The organism is Lelliottia jeotgali (assembly GCF_977070485.1).
In genome coordinates this window covers 369,580-395,139 of sequence record NZ_CDRVFO010000001.1, presented here as the reverse complement: position 1 = coordinate 395,139, position 25,560 = coordinate 369,580, and the positions used below count along the sequence as shown (strand labels likewise).

The following is a 25,560-nucleotide window of genomic DNA, read 5'->3' as shown; positions in this document are numbered from 1 at the left end:
ACGGGTTGCGCAGGGCAAGCCCGGCATTATACGCCGGGCGCCGGCAGAGGGATGGCCGTGACCCGCCAGTCATCGCCCACTGCACGCATTTCGGTGATTTTCAGCCGTGGCGCTTCGCTCATCTTCGACAGTGGCCAGTCCAGCAACGGACGGGCCTGGGAGCCAAGGAAGGTGCCGGCGACGAACAGCTGGTACTCGTCGATCAGGCCCAATTGGGCAAAAGCGCCGACCAGGCCAGCGCCGGCTTCCAGCAGGATGTCGTTGACGCCACGCGCTGCAAGTGCCTGCATCAAGGCGAGCAGATCGACCTGGCCATTGCTGCCCGGCAGGCTGAGCAGCTCGTGGCCAGCCTGGGCGTACCGCGTATCGTCCCCCATGGCGGTTACCACCAGGGCAGGGCCGGCCTGGAAGAACGGCGCGTCCAGCGGCAGGCGCAGGCGGCCATCGATCAGCACGCGCAGGGGGGTGCGGCTCAGCGCCAGCGCGGTGGCGTCGGGGTCCAGGCCCAGCTCGGCACCGCGCACGGTCATCCGTGCGTTATCGGCCAGCACGCTGGCGGCGCTGGTCAGCACCACGCTGGCACTGGCACGCAAGCGCTGCACTGCAGAGCGGGCGGCAGGGCCGGTGATCCATTGGCTTTCGCCGCTGGCCATTGCGGTGCGGCCATCCAGGCTCATGGCCAGCTTGGCCCGCACGAACGGCAAGCCATGCTCCATGCGCTTCAGGAAACCGGGGTTCAGGGCACGGGCCTGGGCCTCGAGCACGCCGCTGGCGATTTCGATGCCCGCTTCGGCCAGGCGGCGCAGGCCCTGCCCGGCGACTTGCGGGTTGGGGTCCTGCATGGCTGCCACCACCCGCGCTACGCCTGCCTGTACCAGCGCTTCGGCGCACGGTGGGGTGCGGCCATGGTGGCTGCAAGGCTCGAGCGTCACGTAGGCACAGGCGCCGCGGGCACGCTCACCGGCCTGGCGCAGGGCATGTACCTCGGCATGTGGTTCACCGGCGCGCACATGCCAGCCCTCACCCACCACTTCGCCGTCACGGACGATCACACAACCCACGCGCGGGTTGGGGTGAGTGGTGTAGATGCCCTTGCGGGCAAGCTCCAGGGCACGGGCCATGTAATGGGCGTCGAGGATCGCGGTCTGGCTCGGCATGCTCACTCTTTAGCCGGCTCGCGGGCCAGGCGGTCGATTTCTTCGCGGAATTCATCGAGGTCCTGGAAGCGCCGGTACACCGAAGCGAAACGGATGTAGGCCACTTCATCGAGCTTGCGCAACTCGGCCATCACCAGCTCACCCACCACCAGCGACTTGACCTCGCGCTCACCCGTAGCGCGCAGCCGGCTCTTGATATGTGCCAGGGCCGCCTCAAGGCGTTCAACGCTGACCGGGCGCTTCTCCAGCGCCCGCTGCATGCCGGCACGCAGCTTTTCTTCGTCGAAAGGCTGGCGCGTGCCGTCCTGCTTGATCAGCCGGGGCAATACCAGCTCCGCGGTTTCGAAGGTGGTGAAACGCTCGCCGCAGGCTACGCATTCGCGACGGCGGCGCACTTGTTCGCCCTCGGCGACCAGGCGCGAGTCGATGACCTTGGTGTCGTTGGCACCGCAAAAGGGACAGTGCATGGTGGCAGGCAACAAAAAAAGGGAGGGCCATGGTAGCGCATCCCACTGGCAAGACAAGCCAAAGGGGTTAACATCCAAGGTAAATCTGCCCCTGAAGGATTACCCCATGCATTATCGAGCGCTCGTCGTGCTGGGCTGCGCCGCCCTGCTCGCCGCCTGTGGCAGCGATCGGCCGAAGACCGAGCCAGCCCCGGCACCTGCGCCCGCCAAGGTGGCGAAAAAGGCCGAACCGCTGGGCCCGCTGCCCGCCTATCAACGCGAACTGAGTGGTACCTTGCTGGAAATCCCCCGCGGTGCCGACGTGGAACTGGCCTTGCTGGTCATCGACGAGCGCGACCGCCCGCAACAGCTTCTGGCCAGCAGCACACTGACCGGGACGGGCCAGGCGCTGCCCTACCGTCTGCGCTTCAACCCAGAGGTCTTCCCGGCCGGCGCTCGGGTCGAGCTGCGTGGCCGCGCCAGCCAGTCGGGCCAACTGATCATGCACCTGCCGCCCGTGCGCATCACCCAGGCCCAGACTCAGGCCACTGGCCCGCTGCGTTTCAAGAAGGCGCCTTAGGTGGCACCGCTTGCCTTGCAACAGGCCCTCAGCGGCCTGATCGGCGAAGCGCGGCTGGTCGTCAGCGAACTGCCTGGGTGCGCGCTCAAACTCTGGTTGATCGACGATCAGAACATGGACCGCGCCTTCAGCATTGAAGAAACCCGGCGTATTCTCGAAGACCCACCGTACTGGAGCTTTTGCTGGGCCAGCGGCCTGGCCATGGCCCGCTACCTGGCCGAGCACCCTGAATGGGTCGCCGGCAAGCGCGTGCTGGACTTTGGCTCCGGCTCCGGTATCGCCGGCATTGCCGCAGCGCGCGCCGGTGCATTGGAAGTGGTGGCCTGCGATCTCGACCCGCTGGCACTCGATGCCAGCCGCGCCAATGCCGAGCTGAACGGGGTTGAGCTCAGTTACAGCAACGACTTCTTCGCCGAAGACGACCGTTTCGACCTGATTCTGGTTGCCGATGTGCTGTACGACCGCGCCAACCTGCCGCTACTCGATGCCTTCCTTGGCCGCGGTCGCCAGGCCCTGGTGGCCGACTCACGTGTACGCGACTTCAGCCACCCGCTTTACCAGCAGTTGGGCGTGCTTGAAGCACTGACCCTCCCGGACCTGGCCGAGCCGCACGAATTCCGCCGGGTCAGCCTGTACCACGCCAGCCGCGAGCCTTTATAGTGGTGCCATTCACGGATTTGCGAGAGTCGCGATGAGCCAGGAAACACCTTTTATCTTCGATGCCACCGACGCCAACTTCCAGCAACTGGTGATCGAAAACTCCTTCCACAAGCCGGTCCTCGTGGACTTCTGGGCAGAGTGGTGCGCGCCCTGCAAGGCGCTGATGCCATTGCTGGCGAAAATCGCCGAGGGTTATCAGGGCGAGCTGCTGCTGGCCAAGATCAACTGCGACGTTGAGCAGCAAGTCGTTGCCCAGTTCGGCATTCGTAGCCTGCCCACAGTAGTGCTGTTCAAGGATGGCCAGCCGGTCGACGGCTTTGCCGGCGCGCAGCCGGAGTCGGCGATCCGCGCCATGCTCGAGCCACATGTGCAGATGCCTGCCGCACCGGCCGCCTCGCCCTTGGAGCAAGCCAAAGGCTTGTTCGCCGAGAGCCGTTTCGCCGAGGCCGAGGCATTGCTGCAGGCCCTGCTGGGGGAAGACAACAGCAATGCCGAGGCGCTGATCCTGTATGCCCGCTGCCTGGCCGAGCGCGGTGAGCTGGGCGAAGCGCAGATCGTGCTGGACGCGGTCAAGACCGATGAGCACAAGGCCGCCCTGGCCGGTGCCAAAGCGCAGCTGACCTTCCTGCGCCAGGCCGCCAGCCTGCCGGAAGTCGCCGACCTGAAAAGCCGCCTGGCGCAGAACCCGCAGGATGATGAGGCGGCATACCAGCTGTGCATCCAGCAACTGGCGCGCCAGCAATATGAAGCGGCGCTGGATGGGCTGCTGAAGCTGTTCCAGCGTAACCGCGCCTATGAAAACGGCTTGCCGCAGAAGGCGATGCTGCAAGTGTTCGACCTGCTCGGTGGCGACCATCCGCTGGTGGCTGTGTACCGCCGCAGGCTGTCTTCGGCCATGTTCTGATTAGCGCAGTAGGCGAGGGCCATGCCCTCGCTTGCTGGGCAAAAAAACGCCTACAGCTTTACCCGACCCAGTGATACACCGGCGCATCAGCGCCACTTTCCACCTTCACCTCACTGCTGTGTCGCAACCGCACCAGCAGCCGCTTGCCCGCCGCCGTACTACCCGCCAGCCCTTCCAACCGGTCCAGCAACTCTGGCCCGTTCATCTGCCCCGCCTGACGCAGCACCTCCCGCGCAGCCGTCCACTGCCCGTCATCCTGGCGCGACGCCGCCGCCATGGCCGGCGATGCCGCTTCGGCGACCACAGGCACTGCAAGCTGCCGGCCCAACTGCGCCCACTCCGCGGGCTCCAGCTCGATGGTCAGGTCCACCGGCCAGTCACCAATCTGTCCACGAATTCTCACGATGCATTCCTTCAAGCGCGTTCAATACCCTCATGCTACAACAACATGAAACCTGCACCACGCAGGCTGGCGGCACAGAGAAAAGTTGTTATAACATTACCAAATCATTCCCAGTCTGCTTCTGGAGTCGTCCATGCGTCGCCTGCTGCTCGCCCTGCCCTTCGCCCTGCTGCCCCTGGCCGTGGCTCATGCCCACGAAGACCATGACCATGATCACGCCCACGGCACACTCGGGGCGCATGAGCACGGTGTGGCCAAGCTCAATGTGGTGCTCGACGGCAACACCCTTGAGCTGGAGCTGGAGAGCCCGGCAATGAACCTGGTCGGCTTTGAACACAGCGCCAGCAGTGATGCCGACAAAGCCAAGGTTGCCGCCGTGCGCCAGCAGCTCGAGCAACCTCTGAAGCTGTTTGGCCTGGCAGCGGCTGCTGGCTGCAAGGAAGATGCTCAGGAGTTGGAGAGCCCACTGTTCGGTGATGCGGCAAAAGATGACGACGGTGATGAACATGAGCATGGCCACCAGCACAGCGACATCAGTGCCCACTATCAGCTCAAATGCTCCGCCCCGGACAAGCTCTCTCAGCTCGACCTCACGCCGCTGTTCAAGACCTTCCCCGCCACGCAGAAAATCAATGTGCAGTTGATCGGCCCGAGCGGTCAGAAAGGCCTGGACATCTCGCCTGCCAAGGCCGTGGTTGCGTTCTGAATGAGCCTGCCGTTGATCGCGCTGCAAGACCTGTTGTTCGCCTGGCCAGGGCAGCCGCCATTGCTGGATATCCCCGCGTTTCGCCTGGAAGCAGGCGAGGCCCTGTTCCTCAAAGGCCCCAGCGGCAGTGGCAAGACCACCTTGCTGGGCCTGCTGGGCGGGGTGAACGTGCCAGCTCAGGGCCATATCCAGTTGCTCGGCCAGGATCTCGGCAGCCTTGGCCAAGGCGCCCGCGACCGCTTTCGGGTCGATCACACCGGTTATATCTTCCAGCAGTTCAACCTGCTGCCGTTCCTCTCGGTACGAGAAAACGTCGAACTGCCTTGCCGCTTTTCGCACAGCCGGGCCGACCGCGCCCGCCAACGCCACGGCAGTGTCGACCAAGCTGCCAGCGAGCTGCTTGCCCATCTGGGCCTGAACGACCCGGCACTGCTTGCCCGCCGCGCCGACAGCCTGTCGATCGGCCAACAACAAAGGGTGGCCGCTGCCCGAGCATTAATCGGCCAACCCGAGCTGGTCATTGCCGACGAACCGACCTCGGCACTGGATGCCGACACCCGGGAAGCGTTCATCCGCCTGCTGTTCGATGAATGTCGCGCCGCCGGCTCCAGCCTGTTGTTCGTCAGCCATGACCAGAGCCTGGCACCGCTGTTCGACCGTCATCTGTCACTGGCCGAACTCAACCGCGCAGCCAAGCCCCGGGAGGCCTGATGTACCTGCTTCGCCTTGCCCTGGCCAGCCTGGCCAATCGCCGTTTCACGGCGTTTCTCACCGCCTTCGCCATTGCCCTGTCGGTGTGCCTGTTGCTGGCCGTGGAACGTGTGCGCACCGAAGCACGCGCCAGTTTCGCCAGCACCATCAGCGGCACCGACCTGATCGTCGGCGCCCGCTCGGGTTCGGTAAACCTGCTGCTGTATTCGGTGTTCCGCATCGGCAACGCCACCAACAATATCCGTTGGGACAGTTACCAGCATTACGCTCAGGACCCACGGGTGAAGTGGGCGATTCCCATCTCGCTCGGCGACTCGCACCGCGGGTATCGAGTGATGGGCACCACCGCTGAGTACTTCAGCCATTACCAGTACGGTCGCCGGCAGCATCTGGAGCTGAGTCAGGGCCGTGAGTTCGCCGGCGACCCGTTCGAGGTGGTGTTGGGCGCCGAGGTGGCCGAGGCGCTGCACTACAGGCTTGGCGACAAGCTGGTGCTTGCCCATGGTGTGGCGGCAATAAGCCTGGTCAAGCACGACGACAAGCCGTTCACCGTGGTCGGCGTGCTCAAACGCACCGGCACACCGGTCGACCGCACGTTGCACATCAGCCTGGCGGGGATGGAGGCGATCCATGTCGACTGGCATAACGGCGTGCCTGCACGTGGTGCCGGGCGCATCAGTGCCGAACAGGCTCGCGCCATGGACCTGCAGCCCGCCGCGATCACCGCATTCATGCTGGGCCTGAACAGCAAGATCGCCACCTTCAGCCTGCAGCGCGAGATCAATGAATACCGCAGCGAGCCGCTGCTGGCGATCTTGCCCGGGGTAGCGCTGCAGGAGTTGTGGAGCCTGATGGGCACGGCCGAACAGGCGTTGTTCGTGGTCTCGCTGTTTGTCGTACTGACCGGTTTGATCGGCATGCTCACGGCCATTCTCACCAGCCTCAACGAACGTCGCCGGGAGATGGCGATTCTGCGCTCGGTGGGGGCCCGGCCTTGGCACATTGCCGGGTTACTGGTTCTCGAAGCGCTGGCACTGGCAAGTGCCGGTATCGTTGCCGGGCTTGGCCTGCTGTATGGCGGCATCGCCCTCGCCCAAGGCTACGTTCAGGCCAATTACGGCCTGTACCTGCCGCTGGCCTGGCCCAGCACGCACGAGTGGACGCTGCTTGCTATCATCCTCGGCGCAGCGCTGCTGATGGGCAGCGTGCCGGCCTGGCGCGCCTATCGGCAGTCGCTGGCCGATGGTCTGTCGATTCACCTCTGAGAAAACGCCATGCTTCGCGCGCTGTTTTTATCCCTAATGATGCTCGCCGCCCCCACCTGGGCGGCCGAACCCCGCGAACTCGACTGGCCTGCACTGATCCCGGAGGGCGCGCCGATCATCCCGCCGCAACTCGCCCCACTGCACGACATGTCGCAACTGAGCAGTGCCCTGTCCGCTGAATCAGCTCCAGCGGCGCGCCAGCAAGCGCCCGACGCGCCGGTGGTCAAGGGCCTGGACGGCCAGCAAATCAAACTTCCCGGCTATATCGTGCCCCTGGAAGTCAGTGAAGAAGGTCGCACTACCGAGTTCCTGTTAGTGCCCTACTACGGCGCCTGCATCCATGTACCGCCACCGCCCTCCAACCAGATCGTGCATATTTTCAGCGAAATGGGCGTACGCGTCGAAGACCTGTACCAGCCCTACTGGATTGAAGGAAAGCTGCACGTCAGAGCCTCCAGCAGCGAGCTGGCCGACGCCGGTTACCAGATGGAAGCCGAAAAAATATATGTTTATGAGCTGAAGTGAGAACTGTTTCGAATTCGTGAACGCAGTTCTTTGAGCTGGGTCAAACATTCGGTTTAGACGGCTCCGTACCATTGGACAACTTGATTACTCACGTCCTTTCGGAGCTTCCATGAACAAGTCCTTGCTCGGCGCCTCACTTGTGGCCCTTGCGCTCGCCGTTCCTGCCGCACACGCTTACCAGGCGGGAGACATGATCCTGCGCGCAGGCGCCATCACCACCGCCCCGAACGAAAGCAGCGGCGACCTGAAGTTCGACGGCAACAAGGTGTCGGGCACCAAGGCGACCTTGGACAGCGACACCCAACTGGGCCTGACTTTCGCCTACATGCTCACCGACCACGTCGGCCTTGAACTGCTGGCGGCCACGCCGTTCCAGCACACCGTGGGCGTGAAGGGCCTGGGTGGCGGCCTGGACGGCAAGCTGGCCGACATCAAGCAACTGCCACCGACCCTGTCGCTGCAGTACTACCCGATGGCACCGAACTCGCGCTTCCAGCCGTACGCGGGTATCGGCATCAACTACACCCTGTTCTTCGACGAAGACCTGAGCAGCGCGCGCAAGCAACAAGGCTTCAGCAACCTCAAGCTGCAGGACTCGGTCGGTATCGCAGGTCAGTTGGGCATGGACTATATGCTCACTGACAACCTGCTGGTCAACGCCTCGGTCTGGTACGTGGATATCGACACCAAGGCCACCGTCGACGGTCCGAGCGCGCTGGGCTACAGCAAGACCAAGGTCAACGTGGAAGTCGACCCGTGGGTCTACATGGTCGGCCTTGGCTACAAGTTCTGACCACTGCGATGCAGGGCGGCCGAGGCCGCCCTTTCTGTTTGCAGCCACAGCCAGTAACCGAGCGCCAGTGCGCTGAACGACATCCCCAGCGCGCACACTGCGCCCCAGCCCCAGCGGGCATACGCCCAGCTCGCCAGCACCGCGCCAAGCCCACTGCCAATGGCATAACTACACATGTAGGCGCCGATCAACCGGCTGGCCAGTTCGCCCCGCCCGGCCAACAACAGGCTCTGGTTGGTGACGTGCACCGCCTGCACGGCGAAGTCCAGCATCAGCACACCCAGCGTGAAAGCCATCAACGATTGCCCGACGAAGGCTGTCGGCAGCCATGACAGCGTCAACAGTGCCAGCGCCAGGCCGGTGGTGCGTTCTGCCAACCCCTGATCGGCCAAACGCCCTGCACGCGACGCGGCCAACGTACCGGCAATACCTGCCAGGCCGAACAGGCCGATTTCGCTGTGGCTCAACGCCAAGGGTGCGGCCCCCAGGGGCAAGACCATGCTGCTCCATAGCACGCTGAAGGCGGCAAAGATCAACAGGCCGAACAGGCCACGCCGGCGCAGCAAGCGGTCCTGGCGGTACAGGCTGAACAGCGAGCCGATCAGTGCCAGGTAACCTGATCGATGTTGCGGGCGGCGCCCTGCTGGCAAGCAATGGCAGAGCACAAGGGTCATCAGCAACAGCAACCCCGCCGCCACGAAGTAGACGCTGCGCCAACCCGCCACATCGGCAAGCGCACCGGAGACCAGGCGCGCCAGCAGAATGCCCAGCACCACACCGCTGGTGACCGTACCCACGGCCTGCCCCTGGCGGGCGGGCGAGGCAAGGATCGCGGCATGCGCCACCATCACCTGCACCATCACCGCCATCAGCCCGACCAGGGCCAAAGCGGCAAGCATTACCGCCCAGCTGTGCGCCAGGCCCACGGCGGCCAGCGCCAGCGCCGCAACCAGCAGCTGGCCCAGTACCAGGCGCTTGCGGTCGAACAAGTCACCGAGCGGCACGATCAGGATCAGCCCCAGCGCGTATCCCGCCTGGGTGGCACCGACAACCCAGCCTATGCGCGCCTGAGGCACGCCCAGGTCCGCCGCGATCGACTCGAGCAAAGGTTGGGCGAAATAGACCGTGGCCACGGCCATGGCGCAGGTGGCGGCGAGCAGCAGGGTTATCCCGCGCGTCAGCACATCGTTCATCGGTTCAGCTCCAGTGAAACTGGTTTCAAATTGAAACCACATACTGGCTATTTAGCAAATGTGGTTTTAATCTGCAACCAGATGATCACCGAAGGTTGCACCCGATGCTCGATGACGTGAACGCTCAATGCCCTGTAGCGCGGGCCCTGGAAGTATTGGGCGACCGCTGGGCGCTGATGATCCTGCGCGATGCCTTCGATGGCCTGCGCCGCTTCAGTGAATTTCAGAAGAACCTTGGGCTTGCGAAGAACATCCTCGCATCGCGGCTTAAGCTTCTGTTGGAAAGCGGCATGCTGCAGCTGCAGCCGGCGTCGGATGGCAGTGCCTACAAGGAATATGTGCTCACCGACAAAGGTCGGTCGGTGTTTCCGATCGTGGTGGGGCTGCGGCAGTGGGGGGAGAGGTTTTTGTTCGAGGCGGGGGAAGCACGGTCGCAGCTGCTGGATAGCGCCAGCGGCAAGCCGATCGAGACGCTGCTGGTACGGGCGCAGGATGGCCGGGTTGTGGGGCCGGAGGACTGCCGGAGACGGGTGATCAACCACGGCTGAGCGGTGCCCTCTTCGCGGGCAAGCCCGCTCCTACAGAGGCCTTGATTTCACGCCTTGCCGAGCAAGTGCGCCAGCCCTTCGACCATCGAAGTCGGCTGCGGAAAATCGAATCGTGCCAGCAAACGCTGGTTATCCGCCCGCGAGTGGCGAATGTCACCCGAACGAGCCTCGCCATAGCTGACAGGCGGCAAGCTGCCGACCACGGTTTCCAGCGCCTTGAGCAACTGGTTCAGCGAAGTCGCTTGGTTCAGGCCGATATTCACCGCGCCCTCTTCCACCTGCGGCTGCTCGAGCGCCTGCACCATCACCTGCACCAGGTCGCCCACATACAGGAAATCCCGAGTTTGCTCGCCGTCGCCGAACACCGTGATCGGCAACCCTTGGGTGACCCGCTCACTGAAAATGCTGATCACCCCGGAGTACGGGGAGGAAGGGTCCTGGCGCGGCCCGAAGATGTTGAAGAAGCGGAACACCACCGGCTCCAGCCCATGCTGGCGGCGGTAGAAGTCCAGGTACTGCTCGCTGGCCAGCTTGTCCACCGCATAGGGGGTCAGCGGTGCCTTGGGCGTATCCTCGGCAATCGACTGGCCTTCGCCGTTGTTGCCGTACACCGCCGCGCTGGAGGCGAACAACACCCGGCGCACGCCCTGCAGGCGCATGGCCTCACAAACATTGAGGGTGCCGATGAAATTGCTCTGGTGGGTCTTGACCGGGTCTTCGACCGACGCCTGCACCGAAGCCACCGCGGCCAGGTGGACCACAGCGCTGCAACCTGCCGCGGCGCGCTGCACCAATGCGGCATCGGCAACATCACCCTCGACCAGCTCAAGGCGCGGGTTGCCCAGTTGCAGGTTGTCGCGCTTGCCAGTGGAAAGGTCGTCCAGCACACGCACCGCGTAGCCTTTAGCCAGCAACGCATCGCACAGGTGGGAGCCAATGAAGCCGGCGCCGCCGGTGATCAGGATGGGGGCGTCAGCCATGGCGGTAGAAACGGTCCAGTAGAGGCGGCAGGCCGGCGCGCCAGGCACGCGGCTTGATGCCGAAGGTATGAAGGATTTTCTTGCAGGCCAGCACCGCGTTCTGCGGCTCTTCACTGGCATCCGGGCGGGCGGCATGCGCCTGCGCGGTCGGCGCCTGCACGGCCAGCTGGCGATGCTGCCCGGCCTCGGCCAGGATCGCCTGGCCCAGCGCCAGCGGCGTCGTCGCCTCGTTACCGGCGTAGTGGTAAGTGCCCCACAGCGGCGCGGTGCAATCGAGTTGTTTGAGCACTGACAGGATCACCCGCGCGGCATCGTCGACCGGCGTCGGGTTGCCGCGGCGGTCATCGGCCAGCAGCAGCTCCTGCGGTTGCTCGGCGCGGGTCAGGAAGCGACCCAAGGCACCATCGATGCTCTCGTCCAGCAGCCAGCCGAAGCGCAGCAGCACATGCTGCGGGCACGCCGCACGCACGCTCTGTTCGATGCGCCACAAGGCCTGGCCACGCAGGCCCAACGGCACCGGCTCATCTTTTTCGCTATAGGCCGTGGCACGCGAACCATCGAACACCCGGTAGCTGGAAGGCTGCACCAAGGTGATCTGGTGATGCTGGCACAGCTCCGCCAAGCGCTCCACCGCCCGCTCCTGCTGAGCCAGGCGCGGCTCGCTGACCGACTCGGCCTGGAACCAGTCGAAATAGTAAGCCAGGTTGACCAGCGCATCAGGGCGATGATCGTCAAGCAGCTGGGTCAGGCTTGCCGGCGTCCAGCCGTCTTCCGGCGGGCGCGGCGCCAGAAATGCGATGTCCTCCTCGGCCCCGAGACGAATCAGCGCTTGCCCAAGGGCATTGCCACCACCCAACAGCATCAGGCGCATACGCATAGAGTCAGCAGATCCGAACAGGTTGATGAGGGAAAGGGGTCATTTTGCGGTTTCCAGACGGGGAAGTCCAACCCTGAGGCTGACAGCACTACCGGGGTAAACGCTAGGGCCAGACCCGCGGTCCTCCCTCTCGCATTCATTGAACTACAAGCCTGCTGAGCCTGCCCGTGACATCGGACGCCAAGAGGCAATGCCCGTACAGATGCGCAATCTATTCGATTTCGAACAAGCCGTTACTGAGCGGCCCCACACTCAACCGCTCACGCACATCGTCATCGATTCGCGGATCGTCCGGCTGATACAGCTTCACCTGCCGGTAGGCGTTGATGCGGTTGATCTCCTCACCCAGGTACTCCCACACCACCCGTGTGCAGGCCGGGTTGCGCCGGTCGCCGCTGGAAACGCCGGTCTTCAGGCCATTCAAGCGGGTGATGCGGCTCTTGAAGCTGGGGATGAGGATGGTCTGGCTCATCTCGTTCAGGGTCAACGACTCGTAGTCGATGAGAAACATCCGGTCCTGCAGCTGGAACGCCGCGCCCAGGTAGCGGCAACGCACCTCGGCATGCAGGTCGGTGGCGGTGGAGCGCTCCTGACGCTCCTGGCGTTCGAACAGGAAGCGGCCGCGCTCCTCGCGCAGGTGCACCAGTGACACCAGGATCGTGCCGGGTACCGACATGCAGTTGGAGTACTCGAAGTAATAGCCGCAGTAGCGCGACAGGTTGCCGGCGTGCTCGTGCAGCGGGCGGAACAGCTCGCTGATCGGGTCGCTGGGCTGGTCGGCCACGGCCGATACCCGGGCGCCGATCAGGCGGGCGAACTGCTCGGGTGGCAAGTTCAGTTCGTAATCCTCGACACCGAAGAAATCACCGATGCGCTTGAGGTTGAACGCTGTCGGACGGCTCTGCCCGCTCAGGTACTTGTTGAACTGCGCACGGTTGATCGACAGCTGGCGGCAAACTTCGGAGATAGAGCGGTAGTGGCTGCAGGCCAATTTGAGGTTGGTAGCGAAATGATCGCTCATGTTTTGAATCCAGGGTGACGCGAATGGCGCAAGTGTAGCATCAAGTCGCGCCAATTCAGAGCAACCCGCGAAATTGTAACCACTCTTGTCATGGCCAACCATGCGCCCCAACGATAGCGGTGCGCCTGCCGTCCGCTGGTCTTTTCACGCGAAGAATAAGAATCGAGGTCATTTCCCAATGCTCGAAGCACTCAACGATTTCCTTTCGGGGAAGCTTCTCATCGTGCTGATCGTCGGTCTCGGCGGTTACTTCACCATCCGCTCGCGGTTCGTACAGTTCCGCCATTTCGCCCACATGTTCAGCGTGTTCAAAGAATCGCTGCGTGGCCAGGCAGGCCAGCTTAGCTCCTTCCAGGCCCTGATGCTGAGCCTCGCCGGCCGCGTTGGTGCCGGTAACATCGCCGGTGTCGGCATCGCCGTGACCCTGGGTGGCCCGGGGGCCGTGTTCTGGATGTGGGTCACCGCACTGGTGGGCATGGCCAGCAGCTTCTTCGAATGTACCTTGGCCCAGGTGTACAAGCGCGCCGATGGCGACGGCCTGTACCGTGGTGGCCCGGCCTACTACATCCTGCACGGCCTGAAGCTCAGGAGCATGGCCATCGTGTTCTCGATCCTGCTGCTGGTCACCTATGGCTTCGCCTTCATGGGCCTGCAGTCGTACACCGTGACTCATTCGCTGCAGAACGCCTTCGGCTTCGACCCAAGCCACACCGGTATCGCCCTGGCGGTGCTGCTGGCCATCGTGTTCCTGGGTGGCATCAAACGCATCGCCGCAGTTTCCGACCTGCTGGTACCGGTCAAGACCCTGGCCTACATCGGCGTGACCCTGTACGTGATCGGCACCCAGATCGAACACGTACCGGCAATGCTGGAAACCATCTTCAAGAGCGCCTTCGGCCTGGACCCTGCATTCGCCGGCCTGCTCGGCAGCGCCATCGTCATGGGCGTGAAACGCGGCGTGTTCGCCAACGAAGCAGGCTTGGGCAGTGCGCCCAACGTCGCTGCCGTGGCTGCCGTGAAGCACCCGGGTGCGCAAGGCGTGGTCCAGGCATTCAGTGTGTTCCTCGACACCTTCCTGATTTGCACCTGCACCGCCCTGCTGATCCTGCTGTCTGGGTTCTATACCCCGGGCTTCGAAGGTGACGGTATCGTCCTGACGCAAAACTCGCTGGCTGCCGTGGTCGGTGACTGGGGCCGGCTGTTCGTCAGCGTCGCGCTGTCGCTGTTCGTCTTCACCTGCATCCTCTACAACTACTACCTGGGCGAGAACAGCCTGCAGTTCCTCAGCCGCAACCGCTTGGTACTGCTGGTGTTCCGCGGCCTGGTACTGGCGCTGGTGGTATGGGGTTCGGTGCAGGACCTGTCGACCGTGTTCGCATTCGCCGACATCACCATGACCTGCCTGGCCTTCGTCAACCTGGTCGCCCTGGCTTTGCTGTTCAAGGTCGGCCTGCGCGTGATGCGCGATTACGACGACCAGCGCAAAGCCGGCATCAAGCAGCCCGTTTTCGACTCGAGCAAGTTCGCCGACCTGGACCTGGATCGCAACGCCTGGCCGGCCAATCCGCAGGCCGAAACAGCCGTTGACAAAGCCGTCGGCGAAGTTCAACCGCAGCGCTGATATCCTCGCCTGCCCAGCCGCCCCGTTCGCGGGCGGCTGCCTACTCTCCGGTCACCGCTACGGATGCTTTCCATGCGTGCAGTCACGAATCTTCTCGTCCTCTACACCGGCGGCACCATCGGCATGCTCGAAACCGCCGAAGGCCTGGCGCCGGCCGGTGGTTTCGATGCGCGGATGCGCGAACACTTCGCCCAACTGAGCGATGCACCTCAGGTGCAGTGGACGCTCCAGGAAATGAACCCGCTGCTCGACAGTGCCAACATGCAGCAGCACAACTGGCTGGCAATGCGCGATGCCATCGTCCGTGCAGTGGACAATGGCGGCCATGATGGCGTGCTGGTGCTGCATGGCACCGACACCCTCGCCCACAGCGCTGCGGCGTTGTCGTTCCTGCTGCTGGGCCTGCCAGTACCGGTGCTGCTGACCGGGTCAATGTTGCCGGCCGGTGCACCGGGCAGTGATGCCTGGGACAACTTGTGCGGTGCCCTGCGCCAGTTCGAGCAAGGCCTTGAGGCTGGCGTGCAGCTGTACTTCCATGGCCAGCTGTTACAGGGCTGCCGCGCCTCGAAGCTTCGCAGCGAAGCGTTCGACGCCTTCGCCGCGTTGCCGCGTCATCGTGAAGGCGAGCGGGCGAAAGACATACCTGCCACTTTGGGTTATCGCCAGCAGCGCCAACCGGTGAACCTTGCCGTGATGCCGGTATTCCCCGGTTTGCAGGCCGAACACCTGCGTGCGGTGCTCGACACCGGGGTGCAAGGGCTACTGCTGGAATGTTACGGCAGCGGCACCGGGCCGTCGGATGACCAAGCCTTGCTCGACGTGCTGCGCTCGGCGCGCCAGCGTGGGGTGATGCTGGTTGCCATCAGCCAGTGCCCCGAGGGTTCGGTGGTGTTCGATACCTATGCGGCGGGCAACCGCCTGCGCGGTGCCGGGCTGGTCAGTGGCGGTGGCATGACCCGTGAGGCGGCGCTGGGCAAGATGTTTGCGCTGCTGGGCGCGGGGCTGGATGCAGATGCTGCAGAGCAGTGGTTTGCGCTGGACCTGTGCGGCGAGCGCGCTTGAACAGGAAATTGGCGGAAGGCAGCGGGAGTCGAACCTGCCCGGGAACGGCTGCCGTCCCCAACCGGGTTTGAAGCCCGGCCGCGCCACCGGGCGCGATTGCCTTCCTTGAACTCAGTGCCTGGCCTGCTGCTGGGCCAGGGCGCTGTCGGCGCGGATGTGACGCTGATCGGCAACCCTGCGGGTCAGGCCGATACGGTCGAAGTATTCCAGAATCTGCACACTGCGCTTGCGACCGATGCCCAACATATCGCGAAATGCGGCCACCTGCACTATCGGTGTTTCATTCGCTTGCCCAAGCAGCAGCTCTGCCATGCGCTGTAGCGTCGCCTCAGGGTAGAACAGGTCACGTACCACCTGATGCACGACGCCAAGCCTGGCCAACTTTCGCAACAACAGGCGCACATCCGCCTCGGCACATTTCTCTTCGCTGGCCAGCGTCCGCACCCAAGGCGGATCGAACCGCCCTTCCAGCAACCTCGGCTGCAGCCGCGACCATAGCGCACTGTCGGCCTCGCTCAACTGCACCTTGTGACCAGGCAGATGCAACCACGGCCCGCTGCTGGCAATAGTGCCTTCGCCGAGCATCTCCTCGAGCAGGCTGACGAATGCGGGACGCTCGACTGGCAAGGCGGCGAAGCGCCGCAGGCGGTCACGGTCCGGGCCCAGCTGGTCGGGTTCCTGCTCGTGGAACAACGCCAGTTGTTCGCGCACCTGGTGTTTGAGCGCCTGCCACTGGGCTTTAGCGAATAACAACTGGCCTTGCCTGGTTGCGACCACCAGCACGTCAGCTGGTAATTGCCAGCCCTCACGCAAGCGGTTGAACTGGCGTTCAAGCCGCTGTGGGTCGAGCCCACCTGGCGCGGTGTCGAGCAACGCCATCAAGGCTTGCTCCAGGCCCTTGGCATCACGTAGCACCTTCAACTGGCGCAAGCGCGCCTCGCTGCGACGCTGCCGGCTCGGTGCGAACGGGTCCAGCACCGTACCGCCGCCAAGGGTGCGTTGGGCACGCTGGTCACGCAGCACCAGGCGGTCGCCATGCACGGCTTGCAGCGGCGCATTGAGCAACAATTGGGCGAACATGCGCTGACCAGCAGGCAGCCGCTCGCCTTCGAGCAGGGCGACCCGTGCGGTGACGTCCTGGGTCCCCAGATGTACGTGCACGGCGCTGAAATGTTCGAAAGGGCGGGACTCGCCGGCGAGCAGCTGCAGTTCGATATCGACCCGTGTGCTGGGCGCGTGCAGCCATTGCGATACCAGCCAATCGCCACGGCGCACCTGCTCAACCGCGAGGCGCTCGGCTGCAATGTTCAGCGCCACACGCTGTCCCGCTTCAGCCACCAGCGCCGCCTGGTTTTGCGCATGCAGACCGCGTACCCGCACTGCTTTACCGGCCTTGCCGAGCAATAACGTATCACCCGCGCTGACACGCCCGGCCAGCGCCGTACCCGTGACCACCAGGCCAGCCCCGGTGACCGCGAAGGCGCGGTCGATAGCCAACCGAAAGCCGCCACGCACGCTGCGCTGCTTCAAGCCCTCGCCCGCCGCGAGCAAAGCATGACGCAGCGCCTCGACCCCCTCGCCGGTAACACTCGACAGCGGGAACTGCGCTGCCCCGGCATAAGGCCCGGGCGCCAGCAACTGTGCAATCTGCACCTGCACTTCGGCCACGCGCACCGGCGCGACCCGGTCGCACTTGCTTATTGCTACCAGTGCCAGGGGAATGCCCAACAACTCAATGATCGCCAGGTGCTCACGGGTCTGCGGCATGACGCCGTCATCAGCAGCCACCACCAGCAACACCAGATCGATACCATGGGCGCCAGCAAGCATGTTGTGGATGAAACGCTCGTGGCCGGGCACATCGATGAAGCCCGTCAATGGCGCGCCTTCAGCCAGGGCGGCATAGCGATAGCCCAGATCGATGGTCATGCCGCGCTCGCGTTCTTCCTGGCGATGGTCGCCGGCCTGCCCGGTCAGGGCCTGGAGCAATGCGGTCTTGCCGTGGTCGATGTGGCCAGCGGTACCAATGATCACTGCACTGGCCCCAATTGCAGGGCCGGTAACTGCGCCAACCACTGAGCTTCGTCGTCCAGCTGACGCAGGTCGAGCCACAGCGCGTCATCGTCGATACGGCCGAGCACGGGCACCGCAAGATCGCGCAAGGCGCGTTCCAGCACATGCAGGCTACGCCCGCGCAGTTTCTTCGACACCTGTGGGCGCAGGCACAGCGCGGCGCTGGGCAGGCGTGCAACCGGCTGGCTGCCGCTGCCGATCATGCCGAGCGCCGGCTCGACGCTGACGGCCCATTGCCCCCCGAGACGGGCCTTGAGCTCGGGTGCCAGGCGCTCGGCCTGGGCGTGGATTTCAGCCTGGCTGCGGGTCAACAGGCGCAGGCTGGGCAAGCGCTCGACCAGCTTGTCCGGGTTGCGGTACAGCGCCAGCACGGCTTCGAGGGCAGCGAGGGTGATTTTGTCGACGCGCAGTGCACGTTTCAGCGGGTTCTTCTTGATCCTCGCGATCAAATCCTTGCGACCAACGATGATCCCGGCCTGGGGGCCGCCAAGCAGCTTGTCACCGCTGAAGGTCACGATATCCGCGCCATCGGCCAGGGCCTGGCGCACGGTCGGTTCGGCGGGCAGGCCCCAGCGGGTCAGGTCGAGCAGGCTGCCGCTGCCCAGGTCTTCCAGCAGCGGCAGATCATGCTGATGGGCGATTCGCGCGAGCTCCGCAGTAGGCACCTGGGTGGTGAAACCCTGGATGCTGTAGTTGCTGCAATGCACCCGCATCAACAAGCCGGTACGCGGGCCGATGGCAGCTTCGTAGTCGCGGGCATGGGTGCGGTTGGTGGTGCCGATCTCGTGCAGGCGTACACCGGCACGGGCCATGATGTCGGGAATGCGAAAGGCGCCGCCGATCTCGATCAGCTCACCGCGGGAAATGATGCCCTCCTTGCGCGCGCCCAGGCTGTTGAGCGCAAGCAGCACGGCGGCCGCGTTGTTGTTGACCACGGTGACCGCTTCGGCGCCTGTCAGCTCGCGGATCAGCCCTTCGATCAGATCGTCTCGATCGCCACGCTTGCCGGTGGCAAGGTCAAACTCCAGGTTAAGCGGATAGCGGGCGGCGGTCTGCATGGCTTCAACGGCTTCCTCAGGCAACAGGGCACGACCGAGGTTGGTGTGCAGTACCGTGCCGGTAAGGTTGAAGACGCGTCGTACCTGGCTGCGCTGCTGGAGGGCCAGGCGCTCGCCGCTGCGGCCCAGGAGGATTTCAGCGCCCAGTTCGGCAGCGTCGAGCTGGCCGTTGCGAACAGGTTCGCGCAGGTCGTCGAGCAGTTGGCGCAGGGTGGCGAGCACTGCGTCGCGGCCATGACGCTCGATCAGCGGGAGGCAGGCCGGGTGACGTAGCAGGGTGTCGATGGAAGGGAGCCGTGGCGTATTGCTGGCGAGGCTTGAAGACATCAGGTACTACCTTATCCATTGTCTGTTCGGGCCTCATCGCCGGCAAGCCGGCTCCTACAGGACTGCATCGCTCTCGGGAGCAGTGAAATAGCTGTGGGAGCCGACTTGCCGGCGATGAGGGCAAATCAATTGTGCAGTGTAGACACTCACCCACCACCCGGCGCCAGCATCAGGTTGGGTGCCAGCCGATGAAAGCCCTCCTCGTCCAACCGGATATCCAGCGCCAGGCTGGCCAGGTCATCGGCCAACGGCTCGGCAGCAGCGTCGTTCTCAAGGTAATTCTGTTTCAGGTAGGTATTGCACCCCGGGCAGCACTCTGCCCGCAGCGGCGCCTTGCCCGGCGCATGGCGGTCATCCTCCAGACTGGTGTAGCGCAAGCCCTTGCTCGATTCGCAATACACGCACTTGACCCGCACCACATGCCATTCGCAGGCACACAAGGAGCACGCCAGGTAACGCAGGCCGTTGTGCTTGCCACGGTTACGCACCACTGCGGCCATGGCCGGCGAACCACAGGCCGGGCACTGGGCCTGACTGCCCGACGGCTTGAGTTCATGTGATGGCAGTGCCAGCAACCAGCTGGACCAGGCCGCCTGCAGCGCGGCCCCCAGAAACGGCACCAGTGCTACAGGCACAGCGTCGTACTGCCCCGCCAGCAATGCGCTCCCCCAGCCTTTGCGCTGGCTGTCATCACTGCCGCGCAGTGCCTGCAATGCTGCCGCCAAAGGGCCACTGGCCTCGCCGTCGAAATGATCGATCAGTGCCTGCAACCACGCCAGCCAGGGCCCCTCGCGCACCAGGCCGTCGGCCGCGAGGGGTGGCAAACCATGACTTATGCACAGGCGCTGTCGGTCATCGGCGACTGGCAAACCACCAGGCGGGTTATCCACAAGCTGCTGCTGAATGCGACACAGCCGGGCGATCAGACGCAGGTAGTCGCCAAGGGCATGCCCTGCAGCGAGCTGTTCGAGGCGCAGGGCGCGCAGTTCGAACAGGTTGGCGGGCGGCAGGTGCAGAAACGGCGGCATCACCGCCGACGCTTCGATCTGCCCCGGTTCGAGTATCGTGCTCAAGCGTTCATCCTTCTTTACGTCCATGGTCACTCGGCGTCTTGTCGCCGGTCACCTCGCGGTACCACAACTGATGGTGTTTGCGTGCCCAGGCGCGGCTGACCCAGCCATGCAACATGGCGCCGATCGAACCCTTGATCCAGATACCGGCGTAGATGTGCACGATGATGCTGAGAATCAGCACGAAGCCCGCCAGCGCATGGGCCAACGACGCCAGGCGAATCGAACCTATGTCGAAGAAATGGCTGAAATACGCACGCCAGATCACCAGGCCGCTGAGCAGCAACACCAGCATGCACACCAACAACGTCCAGAACAGCAGCTTCTGCCCAGCGTTGTACTTGCCGATCGGCGGCACGCCCTCCTCCTTGTTGAGCATTACCCGGTCAATGCGGCGCAGCCACAGGCGGTCGTTGGCAGTGATGAAGTTGGCGCGCCAGAAACGCACCACCAGGAACAGAAAGAACACAAACATGGCCACCCCGATGAAGGGGTGCAGGATGCGTGTCCACGGCCCGCCGCCGAACAGATGGCTGAGCCAGAACAGCGCCGGATGGAACAGCGCCAGCCCCGAAAGCCCGGCCAGCACGAACAGGATGGCGACGATCCAGTGGTTGGTCCGCTCGTTGGCGTTGTAGCGAAGGATGGGTTTGTCGTCGTTCATGGCCGCTGCTCCCCTTGCCCACCGGGCTGCTTCGGATCGTAGACATGCACCGCCGGGTCCACCTGGTGCACGCTGTCATCAGGTGGCGTGGTGGTGGGGTGTTCGTCCTCCTCGACCCGCTGCGGGCCAACCCGCACATAGTGGAAGAACCCCGCCAGCACCGCCGCGCCCATCGCCAGCAGCGCCAGCGGCTTGGTGATGCCCTTCCACAAGCCCACCAGCGGGCTGATCACCGGCTGGTCCGGCAGACCGGCATACAGCCTGGGCGTATCGGCATGGTGCAGTACATACATCACGTGCGTGCCACCGACGCCGTCCGGGTCGTAGAGACCGGCGTTGTCGTAGCCACGCGATTTGAGGTCGACGATGCGTTCGGCAGCATGCACCTTCATTTCGTCCTTGCTGCCGAAGACGATCGCGCCGGTCGGGCAGGTTTTCACGCAGGCAGGCTCCAGGCCCACGCTCACGCGGTCGGAACACAGCGAGCACTTGTAGGCCTTGTGGTCTTTCTGCGAGATGCGCGGAATGTTGAACGGGCAGCCAGTGATGCAGTAGCCACAGCCGATGCAATGGTCCTGGTTGAAATCGACGATGCCGTTAGCGTGCTTGATGATCGCACCCGGGCTCGGGCAGGCCTTCAGGCAACCCGGCTCGGCGCAATGCATGCAGCCGTCCTTGCGGATCAGCCACTCCAGGTTGCCGTCGTCGCGCTCGTGTTCGGTAAAGCGCATCAGGGTCCAGGTATCGGCCGTCAGGTCCTGGGGATTGTCGTAGGTACCGTGGTTGTGGCCGACCTCGTCACGCAGTTCATTCCACTCCGAACACGCCACCTGGCAGGCCTTGCAGCCGATGCACTTGGTGGTGTCGATCAACTTGGCGACTTCCTCCTGCTGACGCACCGAAGGCGGTACGGTGGTGGTGGCCGAGCGGGCGATGATGTCTTGGCTGGCCATCAGAGTTTCTCCACTTTGACGAGGAACGACTTGGACTCCGGCGTCTGCGTGTTGCCGTCACCGAGGAAGGGCACCAAGGTGTTGGTCAGGTAACCGTGCCGTGTCGCGCCGGTGAAGCCCCAGTGCAAAGGAATGCCGATCTGGTGCACGGTCTGGTTGTTAACCTGCAGCGGGCGAATCCGCTTGGTCACCACCGCCACCGCTTCGATATGCCCGCGCTTGCTCGATACCCGCACCCGGTCCCCCGCCTTGATGCCTTTCTCGTTGGCCAGCACCTCACCGATCTCGACGAACTGCTCGGGCTGGGCAATGGCGTTGAGCCGGCAATGCTTGCTCCAGAAGTGGAAGTGCTCGGTCAGCCGATACGTCGTAGCCGCATAGGGGAATTCGTCGTGCTTGCCGAGGGTGTCCCACACCGAATCGAAGATCCGCCCGGCCGGGTTGCTGGTGGCCTTGTTGTTCTTCGGGTGCAGCGGGTTGATGCCGATCGGTGTCTCGAACGGCTCGTAGTGCTCGGGGAACGGCCCTTCGGCCATCTTGTCGATGGCAAAAAACCGCGCCACGCCCTCGGGGTTCATGATGAACGGGTTCATGCCCGCTTCCGGTGGCGAGTCGACCTTGAAGTCGGGCACGTCGGTGCCTGTCCAGGCCTTGCCGTTCCACCATACCAGGCGCTTTTTCTCCGGGTCCCATGGCTTGCCTTGCAGGTCGCTGGAGGCACGGTTGTAAAGGATGCGGCGGTTGGCCGGCCAGGCCCAGGCCCAGTTCTGCGCCTGGTGCATGCCGTACGGGTCGCTGTTGTCGCGCCGCGCCATCTGGTTGCCCTGCTCGGTCCAGCAACCGGCGAAGATCCAGCAGCCGGACGCAGTGCTGCCGTCGTCCTTGAGCTGGCCGAAGCCTGCCAACTGTTGCCCGGCCTTGATGAGCGCGCCGGTGGGGTCGGTCACATCAGTGACCGCCCAGCCGTTCATTTCCTTGGCCAGTTCCTCCGGGGACGGCTCGTCAGGCAGCTTGTAGGGCCAACTAATGTTCATGATCGGATCAGGGTAAGTGCCACCCTCTGTCTGATAGCGCTGACGCATGCGCAGGAACAACTCGCTCATGATCTGCACGTCGGTGCGGGTCTCGCCCGGGCCGTCAGCGCCCTTCCAGTGCCACTGCAGCCAGCGGCTGCTGTTGACCAGCGAACCATCCTCCTCGGCGAAACAGGTGGTGGGCAGGCGGATCACTTCGGTCTGGATATTGGCCGTGTCGACATCGTTAAAGGGCCCGGCATTGCGCCAGAACTCCGAGGTCTCGGTGGCCAGCGGGTCCATGACCACCAGCCACTTGAGCTTGCCCAGGGCAGCGGTCACGCGGTTCTTGTCCGGCAACGCGGCGATCGGGTTGAAGCCTTGGCAGAAGTAACCGTTGACCTTGCCTTGGCTCATCATCTCGAACATGCGCAGCACGTCATAGGCCGGCACATCGAGCTTGGGCAACCAGTCGTAGCCCCAGTTGTTTTCTGCCGTGGCATTGGCGCCATACCAGGCCTTCATCAGGCTGACATGGAACTTGCCGTAGTTCTGCCAGTAGGACAGCTGCCCAGGGCGCAGCGGCTTGGAGGCCCGCTTGTCAATGTAGGCGGCATAGTCCTGCTCGGCATCCCCTGGCAGGCTCAAATAGCCCGGTAGCGAGTTGGACAGCAAACCAAGGTCGGTCAGGCCCTGGATGTTGGAATGCCCGCGCAGGGCATTGACCCCGCCACCCGGCATGCCGACGTTGCCCAGCAGCAACTGGACCATGGCGGCACTGCGGATGATCTGCGCGCCGATCGAATGCTGCGTCCAGCCCAGTGCATAGAGGATCGTCATGGTCTTGCCCGGTACCGAGCAGGTGGCGATCTCTTCCCAGATCTTCATCATGGCGTCCTGCGGCATGCCACAGGTCATGCTCGCCAGTTCGGGGGTGTAGCGGCTGTAATGCTGCTTCATCAGCTGGAACACGCAACGCGGGTGCTGCAGGGTCGGGTCGACCTTGGCGAAGCCGTCCTCGCCCAGTTCGTAACCCCAGCCGGACTTGTCGGCATACACGCGCTTGGCCGCGTCGTAGCCACTGAACAGCCCGTCTTCGAAACCATAGGTTTCTTTGACGATGAACGAAACGTCGGTGTAGTTGCGCACGTACTCGTGCTGGATCTTGTCATTGCTCAGCAGGTAGTTGATCAACCCGCCCATGAAGGCGATGTCGCTGCCGGTACGAATTGGCGCGTAGTAGTCCGCCACCGAGGCGGTACGGGTAAACCGCGGGTCGACCACGATCAGCCGCGCCTTGTTGTGCGCCTTGGCCTCGGTCACCCACTTGAAGCCGCACGGGTGCGCTTCTGCTGCGTTGCCACCCATCACCAGGACCAGATTCGCGTTGGCGATATCTGACCAATGGTTGGTCATGGCGCCACGGCCGTACGTCGGGGCAAGACTTGCCACCGTCGGGCCATGTCAGACACGTGCCTGGTTATCGAACCCCAGCATGCCGGTTGCGCGGATGACCTTGTGGGTCAGATAGCCGGCCTCGCTGGAGGCGGCGGAGGCAGCGAGAAAACCGGTGGTAAGCCAGCGGTTGACGGTTTGCCCCTGGGCGTTCTTTTCGATGAAGTTGGCGTCGCGGTCCTGCTTCATCAGTAGGGCAACGCGGTCGAGCGCTTCGTCCCAACTGACCCGCACCCACTCCTTGCTGCCCGCCTTGCGTACCTCGGGGTATTTGAGGCGGCTCTCGCTGTGGATAAAGTCCAGCAGACCGGCGCCTTTCGGGCACAGAGTGCCGCGATTGACCGGGTGGTCGGCGTCGCCTTCGATATGAATGATGTTCTGTTTGACGTTCTTGCCCGCATCGCCCTGGCTGTAGAGGATCAAGCCGCAGCCGACCGAGCAGTAGGGACAGGTGTTGCGGGTTTCCTTGGTGTGCGCCAGCTTGAAGTGGCGCACCTGCTCGGCGAAGGCCGGCGTCGGGGCCATGCCCAACGCCGCCAGGCTCGAGCCTCCAAGGCCGACAGCGGCGACCTTGAAGAATTGCCGACGGTTGAGGTCCATCGTGCACTCCTGATCAGGTTTCGGGCGCTCGGGGCATTGCCGGCGCCTCGGGTCATCACGGTGGCGGCAAAGTGATGCCGCCAACCGTTAAGACTAGCCAAGAATGCCAAAAGTGCGATTGACCCCGATCAGCAAGGCGGCAGATTGCGCGCCACATTCAAGGCCGCGCTGCTCTGCGCCACCGGCATGATTTCGAGCGTGTTGATATTTACGTGTGGCGGCTGTTCTGCGATCCACGCAACCGTAGCGGCAATGTCCTCGGGCAGAATCGCCTGCACATCACGGTACAGCGCATCCACTGCATTCAGGTCACCGTTCAGGCGCACCACCGAAAAATCGGTCCCGGAACACAGCCCGGGCTCGATGTTGCTGACCCGCACACGGGTCCCAGCCAGATCGGCGCGCAGGTTCAGGCTGAACTGACGCACGAACGCCTTGCTCGCGCCATAAACGTTGCCCCCCGGGTAGGGATAAGTGCCGGCAATCGAACCAATGTTGATGATCATGCCGCTGTCGGCCTGGACCATCTGCGGCAATACCGCATGGGTGACCATGGCCAGGCCGGTGATGTTGGTGTCGATCATGCGCTGCCAGTTCTCGGCGCTGCAGGCCTGGGCTCGCTCGATACCCAGCGCCAACCCTGCGTTGTTGACCAGCACATCGATGGCCGGCGCAGCTTCGTTGATCTGCGAAACCGCTGCGCTGATCGACTGCCCATCGGTCACATCCAGCGCCAGTGGAATGAAGTTGTCGCCAAGTTCATGCTCCAGTGCCTGCAGCTTGTCCATACGGCGGGCGCCACCGATCACGCGATAGCCCTTGGCAACCAGGGTGCGGCATATGGCCCGGCCAAAGCCTGAGGAGGCGCCGGTCACGAATGCAGTTTTCATCAGGT

At 63.9% G+C, this 25,560-nt stretch carries 25 protein-coding genes and 1 tRNA gene; 11 read left to right on the top strand and 15 right to left on the bottom strand.

Translation table 11 applies throughout. From position 1 onward, the window contains the following. Positions 1-26: 26 nt before the first annotated feature. A complete protein-coding gene (gene ribD / locus ACW4TB_RS01755) occupies positions 27-1,157 on the bottom strand; it encodes a bifunctional diaminohydroxyphosphoribosylaminopyrimidine deaminase/5-amino-6-(5-phosphoribosylamino)uracil reductase RibD (RefSeq protein ID WP_279932571.1) in 1,131 nt (376 codons plus the stop codon). 2 nt (positions 1,158-1,159) lie between these two features. Next, entirely contained in the window at positions 1,160-1,624 is a 465-nt protein-coding gene (gene nrdR, locus ACW4TB_RS01750; RefSeq protein ID WP_008092351.1) for a transcriptional regulator NrdR, read from the bottom strand. Positions 1,625-1,730: 106 nt separating this feature from the next. On the opposite strand from nrdR, the gene ACW4TB_RS01745 reads away from it, so the two are divergent. From ACW4TB_RS01745 to trxA, 3 genes are read left to right on the top strand one after another with little or no spacing between them, the layout of a single operon-like run. After that, positions 1,731-2,183, top strand: coding sequence for a YbaY family lipoprotein (locus tag ACW4TB_RS01745; protein WP_012312506.1), 453 nt, complete (start codon positions 1,731-1,733; stop codon positions 2,181-2,183). Further along, positions 2,184-2,843, top strand: a complete 660-nt coding sequence (locus ACW4TB_RS01740; RefSeq protein ID WP_012312505.1) for a class I SAM-dependent methyltransferase — start codon at positions 2,184-2,186, stop codon at positions 2,841-2,843. A gap of 31 nt (positions 2,844-2,874) precedes the next feature. Beyond that, positions 2,875-3,747 carry a thioredoxin gene (trxA, locus tag ACW4TB_RS01735; protein ID WP_012312504.1) on the top strand — a complete coding sequence of 291 codons (873 nt, stop codon included), beginning with the start codon at positions 2,875-2,877 and terminating at the stop codon, positions 3,745-3,747. A 58-nt stretch (positions 3,748-3,805) separates the two neighbouring features. Here the strand turns inward: trxA and ACW4TB_RS01730 are convergent, their stop codons facing one another. Beyond that, a complete protein-coding gene (locus tag ACW4TB_RS01730; RefSeq protein ID WP_012312503.1) occupies positions 3,806-4,150 on the bottom strand; it encodes a hypothetical protein in 345 nt (114 codons plus the stop codon). Positions 4,151-4,283: 133 nt separating this feature from the next. Here ACW4TB_RS01730 and ACW4TB_RS01725 point away from each other — a divergent pair, with 133 nt between their 5' ends. From ACW4TB_RS01725 to ACW4TB_RS01705, 5 genes are all read left to right on the top strand, one after another. Next, complete coding sequence (locus ACW4TB_RS01725; protein WP_254467076.1) at positions 4,284-4,856, top strand: DUF2796 domain-containing protein; 573 nt, start codon at positions 4,284-4,286, stop codon at positions 4,854-4,856. Next, entirely contained in the window at positions 4,857-5,567 is a 711-nt protein-coding gene (locus ACW4TB_RS01720; RefSeq protein WP_012312501.1) for an ABC transporter ATP-binding protein, read from the top strand. Continuing rightward, on the top strand, positions 5,567-6,832 hold the full coding sequence (locus tag ACW4TB_RS01715; RefSeq protein ID WP_012312500.1) for an ABC transporter permease: 1,266 nt from the start codon (positions 5,567-5,569) through the stop codon (positions 6,830-6,832). Before ACW4TB_RS01720 ends, ACW4TB_RS01715 begins: the two co-directional genes overlap by 1 nt. A gap of 9 nt (positions 6,833-6,841) precedes the next feature. Beyond that, positions 6,842-7,357, top strand: a complete 516-nt coding sequence (locus tag ACW4TB_RS01710) for a DUF3299 domain-containing protein (RefSeq protein ID WP_012312499.1) — start codon at positions 6,842-6,844, stop codon at positions 7,355-7,357. A gap of 109 nt (positions 7,358-7,466) precedes the next feature. Further along, positions 7,467-8,150: an OmpW/AlkL family protein gene (locus tag ACW4TB_RS01705; protein ID WP_279932578.1), complete on the top strand. Its 684-nt coding sequence runs from the start codon at positions 7,467-7,469 to the stop codon at positions 8,148-8,150. On the opposite strand, the gene ACW4TB_RS01700 is transcribed toward ACW4TB_RS01705, so the two are convergent. After that, positions 8,138-9,343, bottom strand: coding sequence for an MFS transporter (locus ACW4TB_RS01700; protein WP_254467073.1), 1,206 nt, complete (start codon positions 9,341-9,343; stop codon positions 8,138-8,140). The two genes, ACW4TB_RS01705 and ACW4TB_RS01700, sit on opposite strands and share 13 nt — an antisense overlap. A gap of 104 nt (positions 9,344-9,447) precedes the next feature. Between ACW4TB_RS01700 and ACW4TB_RS01695 the strand changes: the two genes are divergently transcribed. Next, a complete protein-coding gene (locus ACW4TB_RS01695) occupies positions 9,448-9,891 on the top strand; it encodes a winged helix-turn-helix transcriptional regulator (protein WP_012312496.1) in 444 nt (147 codons plus the stop codon). A 47-nt stretch (positions 9,892-9,938) separates the two neighbouring features. Here the strand turns inward: ACW4TB_RS01695 and ACW4TB_RS01690 are convergent, their stop codons facing one another. The 3 genes from ACW4TB_RS01690 to ACW4TB_RS01680 all read right to left on the bottom strand — a co-directional run bounded on the left by ACW4TB_RS01690 (position 9,939) and on the right by ACW4TB_RS01680 (position 12,769). Beyond that, positions 9,939-10,871, bottom strand: a complete 933-nt coding sequence (locus tag ACW4TB_RS01690; RefSeq protein ID WP_279932582.1) for an NAD-dependent epimerase/dehydratase family protein — start codon at positions 10,869-10,871, stop codon at positions 9,939-9,941. Then, positions 10,864-11,748, bottom strand: a complete 885-nt coding sequence (locus ACW4TB_RS01685; protein WP_039603270.1) for a sugar nucleotide-binding protein — start codon at positions 11,746-11,748, stop codon at positions 10,864-10,866. The genes ACW4TB_RS01690 and ACW4TB_RS01685 overlap by 8 nt, the downstream gene beginning before the upstream one ends. Positions 11,749-11,959: 211 nt before the next feature. Beyond that, a complete protein-coding gene (locus ACW4TB_RS01680; protein ID WP_012312493.1) occupies positions 11,960-12,769 on the bottom strand; it encodes a helix-turn-helix domain-containing protein in 810 nt (269 codons plus the stop codon). Between the two features lie 178 nt (positions 12,770-12,947). Between ACW4TB_RS01680 and ACW4TB_RS01675 the strand changes: the two genes are divergently transcribed. Together ACW4TB_RS01675 and ACW4TB_RS01670 are read left to right on the top strand one after the other, a co-directional pair. Beyond that, positions 12,948-14,390 (top strand): alanine/glycine:cation symporter family protein, encoded by a 1,443-nt coding sequence (locus ACW4TB_RS01675; RefSeq protein ID WP_012312492.1) that lies wholly within the window; start codon positions 12,948-12,950, stop codon positions 14,388-14,390. Positions 14,391-14,462: 72 nt separating this feature from the next. Beyond that, a complete protein-coding gene (locus tag ACW4TB_RS01670) occupies positions 14,463-15,452 on the top strand; it encodes an asparaginase (protein WP_279932587.1) in 990 nt (329 codons plus the stop codon). A gap of 9 nt (positions 15,453-15,461) precedes the next feature. On the opposite strand, the gene ACW4TB_RS01665 is transcribed toward ACW4TB_RS01670, so the two are convergent. The 8 genes from ACW4TB_RS01665 to ACW4TB_RS01630 all read right to left on the bottom strand — a co-directional run bounded on the left by ACW4TB_RS01665 (position 15,462) and on the right by ACW4TB_RS01630 (position 25,555). Beyond that, a tRNA-Sec gene (locus ACW4TB_RS01665) sits at positions 15,462-15,557 on the bottom strand. A 6-nt stretch (positions 15,558-15,563) separates the two neighbouring features. After that, entirely contained in the window at positions 15,564-17,486 is a 1,923-nt protein-coding gene (gene selB / locus ACW4TB_RS01660) for a selenocysteine-specific translation elongation factor (protein ID WP_254467070.1), read from the bottom strand. Next, entirely contained in the window at positions 17,483-18,910 is a 1,428-nt protein-coding gene (gene selA, locus ACW4TB_RS01655) for an L-seryl-tRNA(Sec) selenium transferase (protein WP_012312489.1), read from the bottom strand. The genes selB and selA overlap by 4 nt, the downstream gene beginning before the upstream one ends. 146 nt (positions 18,911-19,056) lie before the next feature. Continuing rightward, complete coding sequence (gene fdhE, locus ACW4TB_RS01650; protein WP_012312488.1) at positions 19,057-20,007, bottom strand: formate dehydrogenase accessory protein FdhE; 951 nt, start codon at positions 20,005-20,007, stop codon at positions 19,057-19,059. Then, the gene (locus ACW4TB_RS01645; RefSeq protein ID WP_012312487.1) at positions 19,988-20,644 is read right to left on the bottom strand and encodes a formate dehydrogenase subunit gamma; all 657 of its coding nucleotides are present in this window, start codon (positions 20,642-20,644) and stop codon (positions 19,988-19,990) included. The genes fdhE and ACW4TB_RS01645 overlap by 20 nt, the downstream gene beginning before the upstream one ends. Further along, the gene (fdxH, locus tag ACW4TB_RS01640; protein ID WP_012312486.1) at positions 20,641-21,597 is read right to left on the bottom strand and encodes a formate dehydrogenase subunit beta; all 957 of its coding nucleotides are present in this window, start codon (positions 21,595-21,597) and stop codon (positions 20,641-20,643) included. The genes ACW4TB_RS01645 and fdxH overlap by 4 nt, the downstream gene beginning before the upstream one ends. Further along, positions 21,597-24,665, bottom strand: a complete 3,069-nt coding sequence (fdnG, locus tag ACW4TB_RS01635) for a formate dehydrogenase-N subunit alpha (RefSeq protein WP_150105113.1) — start codon at positions 24,663-24,665, stop codon at positions 21,597-21,599. Before fdnG ends, fdxH begins: the two co-directional genes overlap by 1 nt. 128 nt (positions 24,666-24,793) lie before the next feature. Continuing rightward, entirely contained in the window at positions 24,794-25,555 is a 762-nt protein-coding gene (locus tag ACW4TB_RS01630; RefSeq protein WP_012312483.1) for an SDR family NAD(P)-dependent oxidoreductase, read from the bottom strand. Positions 25,556-25,560 lie beyond the last annotated feature (5 nt).